21 protein-coding genes and 1 pseudogene are annotated in these 19472 nt (G+C 64.9%); 18 read left to right on the top strand and 4 right to left on the bottom strand.

Annotated features, from left to right (window positions below; genetic code table 11):
- Window positions 1-46: 46 nt before the first annotated feature.
- On the bottom strand, window positions 47-1651 hold the full coding sequence (locus tag FJ959_RS15375; protein WP_140630677.1) for an ABC transporter substrate-binding protein: 1605 nt from the start codon (window positions 1649-1651) through the stop codon (window positions 47-49).
- 50 nt (window positions 1652-1701) lie between these two features.
- Window positions 1702-2835: an FAD-binding oxidoreductase gene (locus FJ959_RS15380; protein ID WP_140630680.1), complete on the bottom strand. Its 1134-nt coding sequence runs from the start codon at window positions 2833-2835 to the stop codon at window positions 1702-1704.
- A gap of 131 nt (window positions 2836-2966) precedes the next feature.
- Between FJ959_RS15380 and FJ959_RS15385 the strand changes: the two genes are divergently transcribed.
- The 3 genes from FJ959_RS15385 (at window position 2967) to FJ959_RS15395 (ending at window position 5563) form a co-directional block, all read left to right on the top strand.
- Entirely contained in the window at window positions 2967-3584 is a 618-nt protein-coding gene (locus FJ959_RS15385) for an XRE family transcriptional regulator (protein WP_140500031.1), read from the top strand.
- 122 nt (window positions 3585-3706) lie between these two features.
- Window positions 3707-4411, top strand: a complete 705-nt coding sequence (locus FJ959_RS15390) for an SDR family oxidoreductase (protein ID WP_140630682.1) — start codon at window positions 3707-3709, stop codon at window positions 4409-4411.
- 93 nt (window positions 4412-4504) lie between these two features.
- Window positions 4505-5563, top strand: a complete 1059-nt coding sequence (locus FJ959_RS15395; RefSeq protein ID WP_140521504.1) for a Gfo/Idh/MocA family oxidoreductase — start codon at window positions 4505-4507, stop codon at window positions 5561-5563.
- Window positions 5564-5579: 16 nt separating this feature from the next.
- Here the strand turns inward: FJ959_RS15395 and FJ959_RS15400 are convergent, their stop codons facing one another.
- Window positions 5580-6227, bottom strand: coding sequence for a DUF922 domain-containing protein (locus tag FJ959_RS15400; RefSeq protein WP_140630685.1), 648 nt, complete (start codon window positions 6225-6227; stop codon window positions 5580-5582).
- Between the two features lie 241 nt (window positions 6228-6468).
- Here FJ959_RS15400 and FJ959_RS15405 point away from each other — a divergent pair, with 241 nt between their 5' ends.
- The 7 genes and pseudogenes from FJ959_RS15405 (at window position 6469) to FJ959_RS15435 (ending at window position 11035) form a co-directional block, all read left to right on the top strand.
- A complete protein-coding gene (locus FJ959_RS15405) occupies window positions 6469-6756 on the top strand; it encodes a GIY-YIG nuclease family protein (protein WP_140623002.1) in 288 nt (95 codons plus the stop codon).
- Between the two features lie 216 nt (window positions 6757-6972).
- A complete protein-coding gene (locus FJ959_RS15410) occupies window positions 6973-7425 on the top strand; it encodes a GNAT family N-acetyltransferase (protein WP_140500024.1) in 453 nt (150 codons plus the stop codon).
- Between the two features lie 148 nt (window positions 7426-7573).
- Window positions 7574-8773, top strand: a complete 1200-nt coding sequence (locus tag FJ959_RS15415; RefSeq protein ID WP_181171921.1) for a PLP-dependent aminotransferase family protein — start codon at window positions 7574-7576, stop codon at window positions 8771-8773.
- A 110-nt stretch (window positions 8774-8883) separates the two neighbouring features.
- Window positions 8884-9264, top strand: a complete 381-nt coding sequence (locus FJ959_RS15420; RefSeq protein ID WP_140500021.1) for an ester cyclase — start codon at window positions 8884-8886, stop codon at window positions 9262-9264.
- Between the two features lie 11 nt (window positions 9265-9275).
- A pseudogene (locus FJ959_RS15425) lies at window positions 9276-9440 on the top strand (PLP-dependent aminotransferase family protein); the annotation flags it as partial.
- A gap of 115 nt (window positions 9441-9555) precedes the next feature.
- Entirely contained in the window at window positions 9556-10353 is a 798-nt protein-coding gene (locus FJ959_RS15430) for a hypothetical protein (RefSeq protein WP_140561089.1), read from the top strand.
- A 133-nt stretch (window positions 10354-10486) separates the two neighbouring features.
- Window positions 10487-11035: a YbhB/YbcL family Raf kinase inhibitor-like protein gene (locus FJ959_RS15435; protein ID WP_140500017.1), complete on the top strand. Its 549-nt coding sequence runs from the start codon at window positions 10487-10489 to the stop codon at window positions 11033-11035.
- Between the two features lie 133 nt (window positions 11036-11168).
- On the opposite strand, the gene FJ959_RS15440 is transcribed toward FJ959_RS15435, so the two are convergent.
- Window positions 11169-11639 carry a nucleoside deaminase gene (locus FJ959_RS15440; protein WP_140515996.1) on the bottom strand — a complete coding sequence of 157 codons (471 nt, stop codon included), beginning with the start codon at window positions 11637-11639 and terminating at the stop codon, window positions 11169-11171.
- 218 nt (window positions 11640-11857) lie between these two features.
- Between FJ959_RS15440 and FJ959_RS15445 the strand changes: the two genes are divergently transcribed.
- From FJ959_RS15445 to FJ959_RS15480, 8 genes are all read left to right on the top strand, one after another.
- Window positions 11858-12475, top strand: a complete 618-nt coding sequence (locus FJ959_RS15445) for a C39 family peptidase (protein ID WP_140630690.1) — start codon at window positions 11858-11860, stop codon at window positions 12473-12475.
- A gap of 35 nt (window positions 12476-12510) precedes the next feature.
- Complete coding sequence (locus FJ959_RS15450) at window positions 12511-13596, top strand: D-alanine--D-alanine ligase family protein (protein WP_140630693.1); 1086 nt, start codon at window positions 12511-12513, stop codon at window positions 13594-13596.
- 73 nt (window positions 13597-13669) lie between these two features.
- Window positions 13670-14092: a VOC family protein gene (locus FJ959_RS15455; protein WP_140500011.1), complete on the top strand. Its 423-nt coding sequence runs from the start codon at window positions 13670-13672 to the stop codon at window positions 14090-14092.
- 207 nt (window positions 14093-14299) lie between these two features.
- Window positions 14300-14659 carry an SPW repeat protein gene (locus FJ959_RS15460; protein ID WP_140500009.1) on the top strand — a complete coding sequence of 120 codons (360 nt, stop codon included), beginning with the start codon at window positions 14300-14302 and terminating at the stop codon, window positions 14657-14659.
- A gap of 190 nt (window positions 14660-14849) precedes the next feature.
- Window positions 14850-16223, top strand: a complete 1374-nt coding sequence (locus tag FJ959_RS15465; RefSeq protein WP_140630696.1) for a nodulation protein NfeD — start codon at window positions 14850-14852, stop codon at window positions 16221-16223.
- The gene (locus tag FJ959_RS15470) at window positions 16220-16984 is read left to right on the top strand and encodes a slipin family protein (protein WP_140623014.1); all 765 of its coding nucleotides are present in this window, start codon (window positions 16220-16222) and stop codon (window positions 16982-16984) included. The genes FJ959_RS15465 and FJ959_RS15470 overlap by 4 nt, the downstream gene beginning before the upstream one ends.
- A 326-nt stretch (window positions 16985-17310) precedes the next feature.
- Window positions 17311-18303 carry a sterol desaturase family protein gene (locus FJ959_RS15475; RefSeq protein WP_140500004.1) on the top strand — a complete coding sequence of 331 codons (993 nt, stop codon included), beginning with the start codon at window positions 17311-17313 and terminating at the stop codon, window positions 18301-18303.
- A complete protein-coding gene (locus FJ959_RS15480; protein ID WP_140568015.1) occupies window positions 18300-19451 on the top strand; it encodes a GNAT family N-acetyltransferase in 1152 nt (383 codons plus the stop codon). The genes FJ959_RS15475 and FJ959_RS15480 overlap by 4 nt, the downstream gene beginning before the upstream one ends.
- Window positions 19452-19472 lie beyond the last annotated feature (21 nt).

Here is a 19472-nt window from a genome sequence, read left to right on the forward strand (position 1 = left end):
GATCCACCTTCCCCCACAAGGGGGTAAGGACAGGGAGCGCCTGCCCTCACTCAGCCACATCGACCGCGGCGAAATTCTGCCGGCCGAAGGGGTCGAGGATGTAGTTGAGCACGCTCTTGCGGATCGGGATCGCCACCAGCGAATGGGCGATCGGCGCCACCGGCACCTCGGCCTTCAGGATTGCCTGCGCCTTCGCGTAGATCGCGGCGCGTTCTTTCGGGTCGGCGGCGACGCGGCCTTCATCCAGCAGCTTCTCGAAATCCTTGTCGCACCAGCGCGAGCGGTTCGAGCCACCCTTCACGCCGTCGCAGGACAGGAGATAGCTCAGCATGTTGTCGGGATCGCCATTGTCGCTGCTGCCGCCGAGCAGGAAAGCGTCCTGCTCGCCCGCTGCGGTGCGCTTGAGATATTCGCCCCATTCGAAGCTGACGATCTCGGACTGCACGCCGACCTTCGCCCAGTCGGCCTGGATCATCTCGGCCATGCGCTTGGCGTTGGGGTTGTAGGGGCGCGACACCGGCATCGCCCACAGGCTGATCTTGAGACCGCTTTCGTGGCCTGCTTCCTTCAGCAGTTTCTTCGCGCCGTCGGGATCGTAGTCGATGCCGGCATCGGTAACGGCGCCGAGCTGCGCCGGCGGCACGACGCTGCCGGCAACGGTGCCGGCGCCGGCATAGACGGCATCGACGATTGCCTTGCGATCGACGGCCTTGGCAAGCGCGGTGCGCACGCGGACATCGCCCAGCGGCTGATGTTCGACGTTGAAGCCGAGGATGCCGATATTCTGGCCCTTGAGGTCGAGGACCGTAATGTCTGGATCGGCGCGCAATTCGGCGACGGCACTGGGCGGAGGCGGGGCCGCCACCTGGCATTCATTGGCCTTGAGGCGCTCGACGCGGGTGGTCGGCTCGGGCGTGACGGCGAAGACCAGCGTGTCGATCTTCGGCGCGCCGCGCCAGTAATCCTTGTTGGCGGCATAGCGCACCTGGCTGTCGGGCACATAGGCCTCGAGCATGAACGGGCCGGTCCCGACCGGCTGGCTGTCGATCAGCTCCGGCGTGCCGGCGGCCACCATCTTTTCGGTCTGCTCCAGCGACAAGATCGAGAGGTAGTCGAGCGCCAGCCCGGCCAGGAAGGTGACGTTGGGGGCCGTCAGCGTGAAGCGCACGGTGTAATCGTCGACCTTGTCTATTTTGTCGATCAGCGTGCCCATGCCCAGCGCGTTGAAGTATTCGTAAGAGCCGCCGCCGAGCTTGTGGTAGGGATTGTTGGCGTCGCGCTGGCGGTTGAACGTGTAAAGGACGTCGTCCGCGTTGAACTCGCGCGTCGGCGTGAAATGCTCGTTCGACTGGAATTTCACGCCTTGGCGCAGGTGGAATGTGTAGGTCTTGCCGTCCGGCGAGACATCCCAGCTCTCGGCCAGCGCCGGTCCGACTTCGGTCGTGCCCGGCTTGAACTCCACCAGCCGGTTGAAGATCGTCTTGGCGGCGGCATCCATGGTGGAGTCGGCGATGCCGATCGCCGGGTTGAAGGTCTCGGGATTGGCCTCCGAGCAATAGACGAGCGTCTTGGCATGAGCCTGCCCGCCGAGAAGGACGGACGAGGCCAGAAGGGTCGAGCCAAGCACTGTGCGCAGAACGGTGGATTTCATCGCAAACGCTCCTGATGACACTTTTTCTGGTTGAGGGAAGGGCATGAAATTCATGGCTTCGCCGCCGGGGCCAGGAAGCGGTCGGGCGCCAGCCCCGCGGCGGTGACGCCAAGCGCGGTGACATCGTCGGGCAAGGGTTGGCCGCGCATCAGCGCCGAGCCGAGCCGCGCCAATGTCAGCGACACCTGGAAACCATAGCCGCCCTGGCCGCCGAGCCAGAAGAGGCCGGGCAGGCGCGGGTCGAAGCCGGCGACCGGCGTGCGGTCGGGCGCGAAGGTGCGCAGGCCGGCCCAGGGCGTCGACGGGCGGCCTATGCGCATGGACGTTGCCTGCTCGATCCGGTCGACGGCGATGGCGACGTCGATGTCTTCCGGCCAGGCGTCGCAAGGCTCGGAATCGGTTTCGTCGGCCAGCGAGCCGATCAGCCTGCCCGCGTCTGGCTTGAAGTAGAATTGTTCGTGCAGATCGACCACCAGCGGCCAGCCGGCAATGTCGGCGCCCGCGGGCGGGTCGAACAGGAAGGCGGTGCGCCGCTTGGGCTGGAAGCCGAGGCCGGTGAGCCCCGCCAGGCCGGCCACGACATCGACCCAGGCGCCGGCGGCGTTGACGACGATGTCGGCGGGATAGGCGCCGGCACTGGTGGCGACGCGCAAGCCATTGCCGGCGGGCGCGATCTCGCGCACCTCTTCGCCCGTGCGCATGATGCCGCCCCTGGCCTTCAGTGCCGAAGCGCAGGCCGCAAGCATCTTGCCGGTATCGACGTCCACCGCACCCGGTTCATGGACACCGCCGCATGTGGTTTGCGGATCGATGACGGGAACCAGCGCATGCAGCTCAGCGGCGGAGAGGCGGCGTACGCTCGGCACCATGGCCTGCAATTCGCCGGCCAGCCGGTCGACGGCCGCGCCGTCATCGGCGCGGCCGACATGCAGCGCGCCACGTTGATGCGCGACGAAGCCGCCGTCGAAGATCGCCCGGCGGCTCGCCAGCGTCAGCGCGCGCACCAGGCGGTTGCCATAAGTCTCGGTGAACAGGGCGGCCGAGCGGCCGCTGGCATGATAGCCCGGCTGGCTCTCGCGCTCGATCAGGGTGACGTCGGCCCAGTCCGCCACCTCGGCGGCAAGCGAGAGGCCGGCAATGCCGCCGCCGATGACGACGATTTTCGGGAGTGAATTCGACTGCATCGTTCAGTCGTAAAAATAATTTCTTATCCAGTCAATATTTAGCGTATAAGAAAATTGTGGGCGTTGTTGATGACGGCGGGAAGTTCAATTACGTAGGATGGAGCGGCGCGATCCCGCGGCATGGAGCTGATATGTCGGAGCAACCGAAGCTGGGTGATTGCCTGCGCGGCTTGAGGAAGACGCATGGCTGGACCTTGCAGGAGGTGAGCAGGCTCACCGGGGTCGCGGTGTCGACGCTGTCCAAGGTCGAGAACGACCAGATGTCGCTGAGCTACGACAAGCTGCTGCAGATCTGCGAAGGGCTCGGCATCCATGTAACGGAACTGCTCAGCGGTGACCGCAAGCAGCCGGCGGCGCGCACCCGCCGCTCCGTTACCTCACCGTCCAACACACTGCGCCAGCTGACCCGCAATTACGACTACCGGTACCTGGCCACCGACCTGGTGCGCAAGCGCATGGTGCCGATCCACGCCTATGCGCGCGCCCGCACGCCCGAGGAGTTCGGGCCGCTGACGAAACATGCCGGCGAGGAATTTTTGATCGTGCTCAAGGGCGAGATCGAACTGCACACCGACCAGTACGCGCCGGTGCGGCTGAAACAGGGCGAGAGCGTCTATATCGATTCCACCATGGGCCACGCCTACCTCTCGGTGGGCGAGGGCGACGCCGAAATGCTGTGCGTCTGCTCCGGCGACGAGCCCGACATGGAAGGCACGCTGCTCAGCGTGCTGGAGACGGTGGAAGGCTAGGGCGGTTGGCGCGTCGCATTTTTCTGCAGGTCGGTTCAGCCTTTCTGGTTCGAAGCGGCCGACGAAACCGGCTATATGACCGCTGAGACCGAAATTCCCGCCAACCCGAGAAGGAAAACCCAATGAGTTCAGAAAAAGTGGCTGTCATCGTGGCCGGCGGCAGCGGCATGGGGGCTGCGGCGGCGAAGCGGCTGGCGGCGGACGGGTTCAAGGTCGCCATCCTGTCTTCATCCGGCAAGGGCGAGGCACTGGCCAAGGAACTGGGCGGCATCGGCGTCACCGGCTCCAACCAGTCAAACGAGGACTTGCAGCGCCTCGCGGACTTGACGCTGGAGCGCTATGGCCGCGTCGACGTGCTGGTCAACAGCGGCGGCCACGGGCCGCGCGCGCCGATCCTGGAGATCACGGACGAACAGTGGCACGCCGGCATGGACGTCTACCTGCTCAACGTCATCCGGCCGGTGCGCATCGTGGCGCCGCAGATGGTCAAGCAGAAGGCCGGCGCCATCATCAACATCTCGACCGCCTGGGTGGTGGAGCCGAGCCCGATGTTCCCGACCTCGGCCGTGTTCCGCGCCGGCCTTGCCGCCTACACCAAGATCTTCGCCAATACTTATGCAGCGGACAATGTGCGCATGAACAATGTGCTGCCCGGCTGGATCGACAGCCTGCCGGCGACGGAAGAACGCCGCGACTCCGTGCCGATGCAGCGCTACGGCACGTCGGAAGAGATCGCCGCGACCATCGCCTTCCTGGCTTCGGACGGCGCCGGCTACATCACCGGCCAGAACATCCGCGTCGACGGCGGGATCATTCGCGCTATTTGAGGCGGGTCCGGGAGGGGAGGCCTGTCCGACGCGCGCCGCGGGGGGGGCCGGCATCCCGCCTGGCGCGACGACATCTCGCACCAAGGAGGAAAAATGCGGCTTCTGATACTTGGCACCGGCTGGATGGCGCAGGAACATGCACGGCAATTCAGCGCCATCGATGGCGTCGACATTGTCGGGGCCGTCGACCTCGATCCGGCGCGCGTCGGCGAATTCGCCGACGGCTTCAACATTCCCAACCGCTTCACCGCGCTGGACGAGGCGCTCAAATGGGGCGCTTTCGACGCCGTGGCCAATGTCACGCCGGACCGCATCCACCACCCGACCACCATGCAGCTGATCGCGGCCGGCAAGCCGGTGCTGTGCGAGAAGCCGCTGGCCGAGAATTTCGGCAAGGCGATCGAGATGGCCGAGGCCGCCGAGAAAGCCGGCATCGTCAACATGGTGAACCTCACCTACCGCAATGTCGCTGCGCTGCAGAAAGCCCGCCGGATGGTGCAGGCCGGCGAGATCGGCACGGTCCGGCATGTCGAGGCGTCCTATCTGCAGAGCTGGCTGGTGTCGAAATTCTGGGGCGACTGGCGCAGCGACCCGAAATGGCTCTGGCGGCTGTCGCGCGGCCACGGCTCCAACGGCGTGCTTGGCGATGTCGGCATCCACATCCTCGATTTCGCCAGCTATGGCGCGGCCCTCGGCATCGATCATGTGTTCTGCCGGCTGCGTTCCTTCGACAAGGCGCCGGGCAACCGCATCGGCGACTACGGGCTCGACGCCAATGACAGTTTCGCCATGACGGTGGATTTCTCCAACGGCGCCTTCGGCGTGGTGCATGCCAGCCGCTGGGCGACCGGCCATCTCAACGAATTGCGCCTGCGCATCTATGGCGATCGAGGCGGTCTCGAAGTGGTGCACAATCTCGACGGCTCGTCGCTCAAGGCTTGCCTCGGCGAAAATGTCGACGACGGGATATGGGAAGAGCTCGACGCCGGCACGGTGGCCACCAACTACCAGCGTTTCGCCGACGCGGTGCGGACCGGCGTGCAGGCCGAACCGTCCTTCCGCCACGCCGCCGAACTGCAGAAGGTGCTGGATCTGGCCGTGGTGTCGGACGAGAAGCGGGCGGAGCTCGCGGCGAGCGCGCAGACGCGGTGAGGGTGGCGCCTTCCTCTCAGGGACCGGTCACGAGGCCAAAAACCAGTTTTTGCAAATTGCCGCCATTGCCGAATTCGACGCGGTCGAAATCGCGGCTTGCCCGCCGCTGCGCCTGCGACAATTCGGAGAGGCGCCTGGTCATCTCGGTCCGGATCTTGGCGCATTTGGGATCGTCGGCAACGCTGAGGCCGACGGTCGCCGCCTCGATCTTGCGCACCATGGCGATGATATCGGCGCCATGCACTTTCTCATGGGCGGCGACGCCGGCGATGAAGCTGTCCCAGCTCTTCTGCACGGCCGACGGCAGGGAGCCTGACGGCTTCGGCAAGGCATAGGTGATGATCAGCTTCGGCCTGGCCGATGCCAGGACGCAATCGCCGCCCTTGTTCTGGTAGTCCCTGGTCCAGGTCAGCTTGAAATTGGTGTAGGCGATGGTGCGCGTTTTGGCGCCGCGGATCAGCGGTCCGTTCTCGCCGATCGACCGGTAGAGCTCCTGTCCGGTCCGGCCTGAAATGGCGTAGGGCTCGACCGTCTCGACGGGCTTCCATTGTGCACGGGCGGCAAGCGGCAAGGCGAGCACCGCGACCAGCGACAGGCACAGACGAACACACGCTCTCAACACCGCTCTCCGCGAAACCAGGACCGGCGCCGACGCCAATGCCATCTTGTGGCTTTTCCTATATGCTGCCGGCGGGTGCTGCAAATGTGTTGGAGGGAGGCGCTGGCGCCGTGCGGCAAGACCAGGATGGGTATGGGGTTGAAGAAGTTCCCTCGGTTCGTCATCCTAGGGCGGAGCAAGGAGCGAAGCGACGCGGCGCAGACCCTAGGATCCATGCCGTGACACCTGCCGAAGAATGCAGCGAATCAGGATGTTCTCCCAACGCATGGACCGATAGCCCCGACACATGACCGGCTATGTCTACATGACCGCCAGCCAGAAGGGCGGCACCATTTACATCGGCGTCACAAACGATCTCGGTCGTCGTATGCCAGAACACAAGTCGGGCCAGGGTTCGCGCTTCACCAGCCAATATGGCGTGCAGCGACTGGTCTGGTACGAGGAGTATTTTGATATCACGGACGCCATCCAGCGCGAGAAATCGCTCAAGCGCTGGCGGCGGCAATGGAAGGTCGAACTGATCGAAAAGGCCAATCCTGAATGGTTCGAGCTGTTTCGTGGAACAGGATGGTAGCCATTGGCCACTTCGTCCTCGGGTTTGACTCGGGGCATGTCGCGGGGCTCGGTGATCGAAATTCCGCACGGTAGCGGCGCTCCCATGACACGGCATGGATCCCAGGGTCTCCGCGACGGAGCTTCGCTCCTGCTTCGCCCTAGGATGACGAAGATAGGGTGGGGCTTCCAAACCAACGGCCTTGCCGGCGCCGGCGCGTCGCCGTAAGTCGTGCTCATGATCACCTTCCGCAAGGCCCTGGCCTCCGACCTGCCTGCCCTCGTGGCCATGCTGGCGGACGATCCGCTTGGCGCGGCCAGAGAGGATGCCTCGCTGCCGCTGGCGCAGGGCTATGTCGATGCCTTCAACGCCATCGATGCCGACCCCAACCAGTTGCTGGCGGTGGCGGTCGATGGCGCCGACGTGGTCGGCACCTTGCAGATCAGCTTCCTTGCCGGGCTGTCGCGGAAGGGCGCCTGGCGCGGTCAGATCGAGGCGGTGCGGGTCGCCGGGCACCGCCGTTCCGAAGGCATAGGCAGGCTGATGATCGAATGGGCTGTTGATCAATGCCGGGCGCGCGGTTGCGGCCTCGTCCAGCTCACCACCGACAAGACCAGAGCGGACGCGCACCGCTTCTATGAAAGCCTCGGCTTCACCGGCACCCATCTCGGCTACAAGAAGACCTTGTAGCGCAGGCGGGGCCGTCGCTTTCCGCTAAGGCGGGCGGCTGGCGCATGCGGGAAGGCTAGCAGGCCCTATTCAATTTGCGGCGAGACCAGATATAGGTCAGCTAAGTTGACCTATATTCGATGCGTCCGGGGAGGCGTGCTTGACCCTTATGAACCTGTTGGCGTCGCGCTCGTCGCGCATGAAGGCCTCGGAAATCCGCGAGCTGCTGAAGCTGCTCGACCAGCCGGACATCATCTCCTTCGCAGGCGGCATTCCCGATCCGGCGCTGTTTCCGGCCGAGGCGATCCGCGACGCCTATGCCGACGTGCTCGGCGGCGGCGAGGCGGGGGCCGCGCTTCAGTACCAGGTGAGCGAGGGCTATCTGCCGCTGCGGCGATGGATCGCCGGGCAGATGGGCAAGCTCGGCGTCGCCTGCGAGGAAGCCAACATCTTCATCACTTCGGGCTCGCAGCAGGCGCTCGATTATATCGGCAAGCTGCTGCTGTCGCCCGGCGACACCGCACTGGTGACGTGGCCGACCTATCTCGGCGCGCTGCAAGCCTTCAACGCCTATGAACCGCGCTACGACCGGCTGCGGCCGGAAGGCGGTAACATGACGCCGGATGCCTATCGCGCGGCGGCGGCGGCGAATGGCGGCCGGGTCAAGTTCGCCTATCTGGTGCCGGATTTCGCCAACCCGACCGGCAACACGCTGGACAGGCAGCAGCGCGCGGCGGTGCTCGACCTTGCCGGCGAGCTCGACATCGCAATCGTCGAGGACGCCGCCTACCGGGCGCTGCGCTATGATGGCGAAAGCGTGCCGCCGATCCTGGCGCTGGACTGCGCCCGATCCGGCGGCATCGACAAGGCGCGCACGCTCTATTGCGGCTCGTTCTCGAAGATCCTGTCGCCGGGCATGCGCGTCGGCTGGGTCTGCGCGCCGCGTCACGTGGTGGAGAAGCTGGTGCTGATGAAGCAGGCTTCCGACCTGCACAGCCCGTCGATCAACCAGATGGTGATGCACCGCGTCGCCGAAACCATTTTCGATGATCAGGTCGAAAAGCTGATCGGCGCCTATCGCGAGCGCCGCGACGGCCTGTTTGCGGCGCTTGAAGCCAACATGCCGAAGGGTGTGACCTGGAGCCGCCCGGAAGGCGGCATGTTCGTCTGGGTAACGCTGCCGGAAGGCGCCGACGCCACCGCGCTCCTGGCGCGCTCGGTGAAGGAAGCACGTGTCGCCTTCGTGCCCGGCAATGCCTTTTATGCGGACGGCACCGGGCGCAACACGCTGCGGCTGTCCTTCACGCTCGCCGACCAGCGCGCGGTGAGCGAGGGCATCCCGCGGCTGGCGGCGCTGCTCAAGGCTTAAGGCGCCGGCCAAACGACGGCGCATCGCCCCAGCGGCGAACAAACCCGGGTTGCCCTGACTTGTTGCTGGTGCAAAATAGCCTTGTGTCCACGAACGCGGGTTCATGCGCCATGACCGACCTTTCCGGTATCTACCGCGACTACATTGCCTGCCTCAACCGGCAGGACTGGCCGAACCTCGGGCAGTTCGTCGACGATGACGTGTCCCACAATGGCAGGCGGATCGGTCTCTCCGGCTACCGTGCGATGCTGGAGAAGGATTTCGACGACATTCCGGATCTTCGTTTCGATATCCGGCTGCTGGTCTGCGATCCGCCTCATGTCGCGAGCCGCCTGATGTTCGACTGCACGCCCAGGGGAAATTTCCTCGGGCTTGCCGTAGACGGCCGGAAAGTGTCCTTCGCCGAGAACGTCTTCTATGAATTTCGCGGCGCGAAGATCCGGCTCGTGTGGTCCATCATCGACAAGGCCGCCATCGAAGCCCAGCTTTGAACCACGAACCTCTCCTGGCGTGCTCGGTGAAGGAAGCGCGTGTCGCCTTCGTGCCCGGCAGCGCCTTCTTCGCCGATGGCACCGGGCGCAACACGCTGCGGCTGTCCTTCACCTTGGCCGACCGCCGCGCTGTGACCGAGGGCATTCCCAGATTGGCCAAGCTGCTGAGGAACTAGCAACCGACCGGATTCCTGGCCCCGGGGCGTCAGGCCGGCTTGTCGGCAGCCCTTGTGCGCCTGGCAAGGCGTGCGGTAAATGCGGGCGTGCCTTTGCCGGTCGAATGAGGATGTCATGGTCTCCGCAACGCCCAGAGTGACGCTGCTTCTCGGCAGCGCGCCCGATGTCGTGCGCTGCGCCGCCTGGCCGAAGGAGACCTTCGCCAGCATCGTCGCCATCAACAATGCCTGGCGCGTGCGCCCCGACTGGGACGTGCTGGTGCATGCCGGCGATTTCCCGTCCGACCGGATGCCGCCTCTGGAACCGCTGCGGCAGGCCGAGATCTTCAGCGCCGCGCATTACGTGCCGGCCCAGAATACTTTCGGCGGCTTCGTCTATGCCGGCGCCACCATGTCGCTGACGGCGGCCTATTGGGCCGTCCACAGCCAGAGGCCGGACGTGCTCGCCTTCCTCGGCTGCGACATGATCTACGACACGGCCGGCGACACCCATTTCTACGGCATCGGCCGCGCCGACCCGCTGCGCGACGATGTCACGCTGCAGAGCCTCGAGGCCAAATCCGCCCGCCTGCTCATTCATGCGCTGCGACGCGGCACGCTCTGCATCAACCTGTCGGACCTGCCGCAAAGCCGCCTGGTCTTCCCAAGGCTGTCCTTCGAGGAATTGCGGTTACTGTCCCCCGAGCGCCTCGCCGGCATGAAGATGGATGCGCGTGCGGGCATCCATCACCATAGGGTCGAAGTGGCCGAGCAAATCGAGCGCGAGCTCGGCTATTTCTACGAGGATGGCATGTACTGGAACCATCTCGACGAAATCGACCGCGCGCAGCTAGCCGACATCGACCGGCTCTGGATCTCGGCGATCGGTCCGCCTGCGGCTGAGCCGACCGAAGAATGCAGCGCGGCGGAATAGCGCCGTCGGCAGCCCATGTCGGGAGGATCGACGGTTCCAGCAGCCCCCACCAGCAGTTTCGCGCCAAATTGCCTAATTTCGGGCCGCTTTTCGGCTAAACTTGTCGGCATCTTGGCTGGAAGTGGAGGAAGCCATGAGCTTGCGCCTCGGTTTCGCCGTGCTGGTGCTGTTCGGCCTCGCCAATCAGGCGGCGGCTTTCGAGATTTCAAGCCCGTCGGTTTCCAACGGCAAATGGGCCGAAAAATATCTCGGCGACAAGGCCGGCGGCTGCAGCGGGCAAAGCGTATCGATCGCCTTGAGATGGAAGGACCCGCCGGCAGGCACCAAGAGCTACGCGCTCACCATGTTCGACCCCGACGCCGGCGGCGGCAAGGGTTTCTGGCACTGGCTGGCCTGGAACATCCCGGCAAGCGCGAAGGGCCTGGCCGAAGGGGCGGGCTCGAAGCGCGGCAAAGGCTTGCCCAAGGGTACGGTGCTCGGCAAGGGCGGCATCGGCCGTGCAGGTTATTTCGGGCCATGCCCGCCGCCCGGCAGCGGCACGCATCACTATGTCTTCACGCTCTATGCGCTCGGCGCGCCGAAGCTGCGCGCGCCGGAGAATCCCTCTCCGGAAATGGTGGCAGTGGCCGCGAAGAGCCAGGCGCTCGGCGAGACTAGCGTGACGTACACCTATGGGCGGTAAGCATGACCGGTTCAGGCAGTCGCCCGGGCCACCAGCGCATTGACGACGCTGTTGGCAAACACGTTCCAAGAGATCGTTTGAATTCCGTTCCGGTGGCCATCTGGCGGCTTTGCGCGCGGCCTCGGCCGGCGCGTCAGCGCGTCCAGAAATCGCGATGCGGCGCGATCAGCTCGTCCTCGATCTCGGGGAAGGGGCCAAAGACCTCGATCTTCTTCTGGCCCGAGGCGAGCACTGTGCGCGAGGGCAGGCTCATCGTCGGATTCTCGGCGTGATCGCCGGTGAGCGCCAGGAGCTTCGTCTCCTCGAAGCCGTAGACCAGGCGGCCGATATTGGCCCAGTAGAGTGTTCCGGCGCACATCGCACAGGGTTCGCCGGTCGAGACCAGCGTGCAGGACCAGAGGAAATCCGGCTCGTAGGCAGCCGCGGCGCGCCGGGCAAGCTCCGTCTCGGCATGGCGCACCGTGTCGAGATTTCCCTGGCGCATAAGCACGCGATCGTCCGGCCCGACCAGCACACAGCCGAACGGATGATGGCCGTGCACGGCCGCCTCGCGAGCGACGGCGTCGGCAGCACGCAGGTGGGCGAGCATCTGGTCGCGGGTCATTGCGCAATCCTAACACGACGGGCGAGGAGAGAAACCGACACCCGGCGACCGGCTTCGTAGGGCTGAGAGTGCGCCGATCGGCGGGCATTGGCAAGCTTCGCGCGGCGGGCAAAACCCGAGCGCGGGCCATCGCCTGATCAGGCGAATGAGGTTTGAAGCACTGTTCCCCGCTCTCGTATCCCTGTATACGAAATTGAAATAATCTGTTTGAGGAATTGATGAGCCCACCGCCTGGAACCGTGCCGTTTTTCAGCCAGTGGGAGACGCCCGACATGACCTTGGCCGTGCTTGCCGATGGCGCCGACGTGGCGCTGCGGCGCGATCCGCTGTGGGAGAATTCGGGTGCGCGCACACTCGACGAATACGCGCTCTGGGCCGCCAATGTCTGCGGCATGGCGTGCCTCAAGATGATCCTGGCGGCGCGCGGCCAGATCGTGCCGACCATCGAACTGGCCAGGCGCTGCACCGGATATGGCGGTTATGTCGTCACCGAACGATCGATCAAGGGCCTGATCTACGCCCCGTTCGTCAGCTTCGTGAAGGCGGAATTCGGCCTGGAGGCAGAGGTGATCACCAATATCGCGACAGCCGACATTCCGGCGATCCTCGGGCAGTCGCGCTTCTTCATCGCCTCGGTCAGCAGTTCGATCCGCTGGCCCGAGTGCGAGCCCCCCTCCAAGGGCGGCCATCTGGTGCTGGTCATGTCGGCATCGGATGAGGGTCTTCGCTTTCACAATCCGTCCGGCCATACCGGCGCCACACAGGCGAACGCAGTGTTGGCGGCCGCCGATTTCGATCGCTTCTTTGCCAATCGCGGCATTGCCATCAGCATTTGATCTTGTGGGATTTCGATGAAGGACAAGGCTTTTCAATGAAGAACAAGATTAGGGTCGCCGTCCTCTATGGCGGACGTTCGGCCGAGCATGACGTGTCGCGCCTTTCGGCCGCCAATGTGCTGAAGGCCATCGACCGGACGCGCTACGAGGTGGTCCCGATCGCCATTTCCAGGGATGGTCGATGGCTGCTGCAATCTTCATCCGAAGCCGGCGACGACGGAGCAGGGGCGCCGATGTCTGAGGACGGCGTGGAGGTCGCACTGTTGCCCGGTGGCAGAGGCAGGCTGGTGGCCGCACGGGGCGGCGGAGCACAGCCCGACCTGCCGCCGGTCGACGTCGTCTTTCCCGTGCTGCACGGTCCTTTCGGCGAGGACGGCTCGGTGCAGGGCTATGCCGAGGTCGCCGACGTCGCCTATGTCGGCTGCGGCATTCTCGCCTCGGCCGCCGCCATGGACAAGGATGTCGCCAAGCGGCTGCTGCGCGAGGCCGGGCTGCCGGTTGCCCGTTCCGTCACCGTGCATCGAAACGATGTCGGGCCGTTCCAGGAGATCGCCGGCGCGCTCGGCCTGCCTTTCTTCGCCAAGCCGGCGCGCCAGGGCTCGTCGTTCGGCGTCAGCAAGGTGAACGACCGGGACGGCTTCGAACGGGCCGTCGAGACGGCTTTCCGCTACGACGGCAAGGTCCTGATCGAAGAGTTCGTCGACGGCCGCGAGATCGAATGCTCGGTGCTGGAGCGGGCCGACGGAACGCTGACCGTATCGCTGCCCGGCGAAATCATCCCGGCCGGCAAGCACGGCTTCTACACCTATGAAGCCAAATATCTCGACGCCGACGGCGCCGTGGTGAACGTGCCCGCCGATGTCCCGGCCGCCGTCGCCGACAAGGCAAGGGAGATGGCCGCGCGGGCTTTCCAGGCACTCGGCTGCGAGGCGATGGCCCGCGTCGACTTCTTCCTGCGGGCTGACGGCTCGCTGCTGGTCAACGAGGTCAACACGCTGCCCGGCTTCACCGACATCTCGATGTATGCCAAGGCGCTGGCGGCGATCGGCATCGGCTACAGCCAGGTCATCGACGTGCTGATCGAGCACGCACTGGCGCGGCACGCCGCGCGAAAGTCCTGACGTTCGGCGCGGCATTGACGGCGGATCACGCGAAGCTAGTTAGATTCGAGCCCTTGGCGAGAGGAGAGCTTGCATGGAAGAACTGCATCGCGGCCGGCTCATCGATCATATCCAACTGGTGGTCAGGGACATCGCCGCCAGCCGCCGCTTTTACGAAGCAGTATTTCGAGTGCTCGATATTCCGATCGGCGGCAGCGCCGCCGATTATTTCTGGGCCGACGAGCTTTTCATTTCAACCGCCGACAGCCGCGCGGCTCGGGGAGAGTTGACCGGTCGCCATCACCTGGCATTCCAGGCGAAAGACCGCGCCATGGTCGATGCGTTCTATAAGGCCGGGCTGGACGGCGGCGGCAGGGACAATGGCGGGCCGGGTGAACGCCGGTACCACCCCGGCTACTACGCCGCTTTCCTTCTCGACCCGGACGGCAACAACATCGAAGCGGTGCATCACGGGGCGGCCAACCGCAGTGCCGCCTCGGTGAAGATCACGTTCTAGAATGCGCCGACAAGAGGCGGGTGGTTTTGCTTTGATGTGGCCGGTCTCGTTGATCCCGATCGGGTGGAGGGAGCTCGATCCACGCGGAGGCGACCCGTCCGTGGGGCAGGCCTTGAAGGCCATGTGAGGCATAGTTACATCAACCATTAAGCGTGCGTTTGCACGCGAACACAACGCTTTGGCCAAGCTTCATCTATGGAGGTTGTCATGGCAAATACACTCATGGAAGGAAAGAAAGGCCAGGACTGGCTCAATCTGGTCCTTGCCGTCTGCCTGTTCATCTCACCCTGGATAATCGGCTTCGCTGCTGAAACCGCTCCCGCATGGAACGCCTGGATTGTCGGCGTCGTGCTGGGCGCGGTGGCCGTGGCGGCGCTTGCCGCCTTCGCCGAGTGGGAGGAATGGGTAGGTGTCGTTCTCGGGCTCTGGCTGATCGTGTCGCCCTGGCTGCTCAAATTCATGGCGAACACGAATGCGATGGCCACCCACGTCATTCTCGGCGTGCTGGTGGTTGCCGTATCGGGTTGGGCCGTCTGGGACGTCCGTCACCCGCACGCACATGCGTGACCGCTGACCAAGGACGGGGCCGGCGCGCGAGCGGGGCCCCTTCCGGCTTTGAACGTCTGCCCATTGCGTTTGCCGCCGGCTGCGAAGGGCAGGGTCGCCGGCTTGCAATCTGAGGCCAGGCCATGGATTTCGACGGACCGAACGCCATATCCTGCACAGCATATCCCGCGTAATCCAGGGAGTTTTGAGCGTGACCCTCGCGCGGATGGCGGTTTTTGCAGTGGCTTTCATGGCCGCCGCGGCCGCCAGTCACTCTTCCGTGACCGCGGAGGCTACGGAGAAGGTCGCGTTGCGCGTCGTGATCGACGGCGCCATCGGCCCGGCGAGCGCCAGGCAGCTCAACGAAGCGCTGGCCAAAGCCGCCGAGCGGCACGCCGAAGCCGTTGTCCTCGAGATCGACACACCGGGCGGGCTGGTCACCTCGATGCGCGAAATGATCGCCGATATCCTTGCCTCGCCGGTTCCCGTCATCGGCTATGTCGCGCCCGCCGGCGCGCACGCGGCAAGTGCCGGGACCTATATCCTTTATGCCACCCATGTCGCGGCGATGGCGCCCGGCACCAATCTGGGCGCCGCCACGCCGGTCGAGCTTGGCGGGCTGCCGTCCCTTCCCGGTGGCGACGAGAAGGACAAGGGCGACCAGAAGAATGCCACCGGGCCTCCGGCGGGCGACGCGATGATGACCAAGGTGACGAACGACGCGGTCGCCTTGATCCGTTCGCTCGCCGAACTGCGCGGCCGCAATGCCAACTGGGGCGAAAAGGCGGTGCGCGAAGCGGCCAGCCTTTCCGCCAATGCGGCACTTCAGGCACATGTAGTCGACCTCGTCGCCCGCGACACGGCCGAGCTGCTCCAGCTTGCCGACGGCCGCACGGTCGAGGTGGCCGGCAAGCAACAGGTGCTGGCGACCAAGGGCGTGGCGGTCGAGACGCTCGATCCCGGCTGGCTGATCCGGCTTCTCGCCGTCATCACCGATCCCAACATCGCCGTCGTCCTGATGCTGGCCGGCGTCTACGGCCTCGTCTTCGAGTTCACCAGCCCAGGCGCCGTGGCGCCCGGCGTGATCGGGACCATCTGCCTGCTGCTCGGGCTCTATGCCCTCAATCTGCTGCCGATCAGCTATACCGGCCTCGCCCTGATGCTGCTTGGCATCGCCTTCCTCGTCATCGAGGCCTTCAACCCGACCGTGGTGCTCGGGCTCGGAGGCGTGGCCGCCTTCCTGCTCGGCGCCGCCATGCTGCTCAAGGTCGAGGGCCCGGGCTTCGAGATGTCGTGGGCGCTCATCGGCACCGCCGCGGCGCTGACGCTTGGCCTGGCGCTGCTGGCCGGCAGCTATCTGTGGAGGGCGCGCAGGAGCCTGCCGCGTGTCGGCGCGCAGGCCATGCACGGGCTGCCGGCCAGGATCCTCGATTGGTCTGGAAGCGAGGGCCATGTGCTCGCGCAGGGCGAGCGCTGGCGGGCGAAAGCCGATGAACCGCTCGCCCCCGGCGACAGCGTCGAGGTGGCCGACGTCAGGGATCTCGTGCTGACGGTTCGGCGCAGGAACAATGGAGCAAGGCAATGATCATCGGTTACGTCGCCTATCTGGTGCTCGCCCTCATCGTGCTGATCTTCCTGTCCGCCGCCATTCGCATCCTGCGGGAATATGAGCGCGGCGTGGTCTTCACGCTCGGCCGCTTCACCGGGGTGAAGGGCCCCGGCCTCATCCTCCTCGTCCCCTTCGTCCAGCAGATGGTGCGGGTCGACCTGCGCGTGGTGGTCCAGGACGTGCCGCCGCAGGACGTGATCTCGCGCGACAATGTCTCGGTGAAGGTGAACGCGGTGCTGTATTTCCGCATCGTCGACGCCGAGCGGGCCGTCATCCAGGTCGAGGACTTCATGGCCGCGACAAACCAGCTTGCGCAGACCACATTGCGCTCGGTTCTCGGCAAGCACGAGCTCGACGAGATGCTGGCCGAGCGCGACAAGTTGAACAGCGACATCCAGGAGATCCTGGACCAGCGGACCGACGCATGGGGCATCAAGGTGTCCAATGTCGAGATCAAGCATGTCGACCTCAACGAGAACATGGTCCGCGCCATCGCCAAGCAGGCCGAGGCTGAAAGGCTGCGGCGCGCGAAGGTGATCAACGCCGATGGCGAGCAGCAGGCGGCGGCAAAGCTGGTCGAGGCCGGCAAGATGCTGGCGCAGGAGCCGCAGGCCATGCAACTACGCTATTTCGAGGCGCTGCACGACATCGCCGGCGAGCGCTCGTCGACGGTGGTGTTTCCGCTGCCGATGGACCTGCTCACGATCTTCAACAAGCAGCCGGGCGCCGGGAAATAAGCTTGGGAGGGGTTTGGCAGCCTGGCCGCGAGCCCGCGAGCTCGGGACCGGCACGATCACCCGGCGATTCCCCGAAGTTGCGATCTCCACGCCAAGCGCTGCCGGTCCTTTGCTGTCAATTTTAGGAGTTTTATTCAGAATTCGGCAATATATAGCGGGCTTTTTAGCGGATTCATTGTTTTTAATCAGCTTAAGCTTTCGCTATGGATTCTCGACTAGGGTGACGGCGAAATGATCGAGAGCCCTGACGGCGTGGCGGCTTGCCCTGCCTGTCAGGTCAATCGCTTTCTACAAGTCAAGCTTCGGTTGCATAAATGAGTGGGCCCATGTCGATTGCCGGCATCATCGAAAGGATCCTGGACAAGTTGTCCGGCTCCAGCCTGCTTGCGGCCGGCCTCTTGCTGCTGACCGCGCTGGGCAGCGCCCTGATCGCCTATTGGCGGACGGCGGAGCGCAAGAGCTTCAGGGAATTCTTCGATTTCGTCTTTCCCAACGAGATCGTCACGCATCCCTCGGCGCGGGCGGACCTGCTTTTCTGGATCACCCGCAAGGCGATTATGCCCTTCCTGATGCTGCCCGCGGGCGTGACCTTCGTCGTCGCCGTCGGCTACGCGACGAATCGGACGCTGGCGGCACTCCTCCAGATCGAGCCGCCGCTGCTGCCGGGACCGCCGGGAGCGGTGACGATCGTCATCTTCACGGTGACGATGCTGATCGCCTACGACATATCCTATTACCTGTACCATGTGGCCCAGCACCGCTTCCCGTTCCTGTGGGAGCTGCACAAGGTGCATCACTCGGCGGAGGTGATGGTCGGGATCACCAAGGATAGGGTTCATCCGCTCGACGAGCTCATGAACCGCGCCTGGGACGGCGTCATACCCGGGATCTGCTTCGGCATCTGGACCCTTTTGTCGCTTAACCTCGTCGAAGTGACGATCTTCGGCGTCAACGTCTACGTCATGCGCAATATCCTGATGATGGATTTCGTCAGGCACACTCATTTCAAGATATCGTTCGGGCCGCTCAACAACATCGTGCTGTGCCCGCATTGGCACCAACTGCACCACAGCGTCGATCCAAGGCACTACGACAAGAATTTCGGCTTGCTGTTCTCGTTCTGGGACCGGCTGTTCGGAACATTGTGCGTGCCCAAGCCCGATGAGGATTTCAGGTTCGGATTGATGGAACGCGGCGCGCGCGACTATCAATCCCTGTCGGGGCTTTACGTGCTGCCGCTCAAGAAGATGTGGGGGCACATCGCCCGGCGGTTCCGCCGCCGCGCTTCGTCCGAGCCGACACGGAGCCCGCAGCCATGAACGCTCACGCCGCGATCGCGGGCCCGAAGGCCGGTGCTTTGGAGATCGTCACCTCCGAGGAGCGCCTCGCGTCGGTCGGGCCGGCCTGGGCGGAGCTGTGGCGCCGGGCGGAGGGGCTGATCTTTCAAAGCCACGCCTGGGTCACGGCGTGGTGGCAGACGGCCCCGGACCGGGAGCTGCGTGGTCTCAGGATCGGCCTCGTCTGGAACGGTGACCGGATCGACGCCGTCATCCCGCTGGCGACGGTGCGGCGCAAGGGCGTCAACGTCCTGGAATGGGCTGCCAAGGACCACAGCGACTATGGCGACGTGCTGGTCGCGCCGGACTGCGATCCGGCGGCGGTCGCGGCGCTATGGCAGGAAATTTCGGCCGCGGGCGGCTTCGATCTCGTCTATCTGAACCGCCTGCTGCCGGACGCCGCGATGCGCACGCTGCTTGCTCCCGCTTCGGCGCCCAAGATGGCGCTCCGCCCGAACCGCCGCAGCGAAACCAGCTTCCGGGTCGCGGGGCCATGGCGGACGGGCGCGGACTGGTTCGGGGAACAAACGAAGAAGATGCGCCAGAATTATCGCCGTGGCCGCAAATTCCTCGAGGAGGGCGGCGAAGTGCGATTCCGCCTCATGTCGCCGGACGAGCCGATGCAGCCCGTCCTCGACAGGCTCGCCGAGTTCAAGCGCAAATGGCTCGCCGCGCGCGGACACGAATCCAACCTGTTCGATGAGGGGTCGCCGGCCCTGGCCGCGCTGGTCGCGGTGCTGGCCAGGGAAGGGCTCCTGCATGTCTTCGTGCTGGAATGCGCCGGGATGGTGGTGGCGGTCTCGATCAATTTCGTCCAGCGCAACACGATGATGGCCTTCGTCACGACCTACGATCCGGATGTCGAACGAGCGTCTCCCGGCATGGTGCTGATGATGGACTACATCCAGTGGTCGATCGACAGGGGACTGACGATGGTCGACTTCCTGTGCGGCGGCGAGGATTTCAAGCGGCGCTTCGCGACCCAGTCGGTGACGCTGGATTCGGTGCTGGGAACAAGGACGTTGCGCGGAACACTCGCCGCGCTGGCGGACCGGACCCTGCATGCCGGCAGGGAACTGCACCAGCGGTTGCGGCCTGATCCTCGGCAAAAGCCGGCACCGGTGGAATAGGCCCGATTCACCGGCGACGTG

Origin of the sequence: Mesorhizobium sp. B2-2-4 (genome assembly GCF_006442375.1) — a bacterium.
Lineage (GTDB): Bacteria > Pseudomonadota > Alphaproteobacteria > Rhizobiales > Rhizobiaceae > Mesorhizobium.

What these genes read in the sequence shown, in the direction of transcription:
- FJ959_RS15400 (WP_140630685.1), bottom strand. Translation starts at nt 6,227, where the DNA reads ATGGCATTGGCGTCGGCGCCGGTCCTGGTTTCGCGGAGAGCGGTGTTG.
- FJ959_RS15415 (WP_181171921.1), top strand. Translation starts at nt 7,574, where the DNA reads ATGAACCTGTTGGCGTCGCGCTCGTCGCGCATGAAGGCCTCGGAAATC.
- FJ959_RS15405 (WP_140623002.1), top strand. Translation starts at nt 6,469, where the DNA reads ATGACCGGCTATGTCTACATGACCGCCAGCCAGAAGGGCGGCACCATT.
- FJ959_RS15380 (WP_140630680.1), bottom strand. Translation starts at nt 2,835, where the DNA reads ATGCAGTCGAATTCACTCCCGAAAATCGTCGTCATCGGCGGCGGCATT.
- FJ959_RS15430 (WP_140561089.1), top strand. Translation starts at nt 9,556, where the DNA reads ATGGTCTCCGCAACGCCCAGAGTGACGCTGCTTCTCGGCAGCGCGCCC.
- FJ959_RS15375 (WP_140630677.1), bottom strand. Translation starts at nt 1,651, where the DNA reads ATGAAATCCACCGTTCTGCGCACAGTGCTTGGCTCGACCCTTCTGGCC.
- FJ959_RS15445 (WP_140630690.1), top strand. Translation starts at nt 11,858, where the DNA reads ATGAGCCCACCGCCTGGAACCGTGCCGTTTTTCAGCCAGTGGGAGACG.
- FJ959_RS15450 (WP_140630693.1), top strand. Translation starts at nt 12,511, where the DNA reads ATGAAGAACAAGATTAGGGTCGCCGTCCTCTATGGCGGACGTTCGGCC.
- FJ959_RS15385 (WP_140500031.1), top strand. Translation starts at nt 2,967, where the DNA reads ATGTCGGAGCAACCGAAGCTGGGTGATTGCCTGCGCGGCTTGAGGAAG.
- FJ959_RS15470 (WP_140623014.1), top strand. Translation starts at nt 16,220, where the DNA reads ATGATCATCGGTTACGTCGCCTATCTGGTGCTCGCCCTCATCGTGCTG.
- FJ959_RS15420 (WP_140500021.1), top strand. Translation starts at nt 8,884, where the DNA reads ATGACCGACCTTTCCGGTATCTACCGCGACTACATTGCCTGCCTCAAC.
- FJ959_RS15475 (WP_140500004.1), top strand. Translation starts at nt 17,311, where the DNA reads ATGTCGATTGCCGGCATCATCGAAAGGATCCTGGACAAGTTGTCCGGC.
- FJ959_RS15440 (WP_140515996.1), bottom strand. Translation starts at nt 11,639, where the DNA reads ATGACCCGCGACCAGATGCTCGCCCACCTGCGTGCTGCCGACGCCGTC.
- FJ959_RS15480 (WP_140568015.1), top strand. Translation starts at nt 18,300, where the DNA reads ATGAACGCTCACGCCGCGATCGCGGGCCCGAAGGCCGGTGCTTTGGAG.
- FJ959_RS15460 (WP_140500009.1), top strand. Translation starts at nt 14,300, where the DNA reads ATGGCAAATACACTCATGGAAGGAAAGAAAGGCCAGGACTGGCTCAAT.
- FJ959_RS15435 (WP_140500017.1), top strand. Translation starts at nt 10,487, where the DNA reads ATGAGCTTGCGCCTCGGTTTCGCCGTGCTGGTGCTGTTCGGCCTCGCC.
- FJ959_RS15455 (WP_140500011.1), top strand. Translation starts at nt 13,670, where the DNA reads ATGGAAGAACTGCATCGCGGCCGGCTCATCGATCATATCCAACTGGTG.
- FJ959_RS15410 (WP_140500024.1), top strand. Translation starts at nt 6,973, where the DNA reads ATGATCACCTTCCGCAAGGCCCTGGCCTCCGACCTGCCTGCCCTCGTG.
- FJ959_RS15395 (WP_140521504.1), top strand. Translation starts at nt 4,505, where the DNA reads ATGCGGCTTCTGATACTTGGCACCGGCTGGATGGCGCAGGAACATGCA.
- FJ959_RS15390 (WP_140630682.1), top strand. Translation starts at nt 3,707, where the DNA reads ATGAGTTCAGAAAAAGTGGCTGTCATCGTGGCCGGCGGCAGCGGCATG.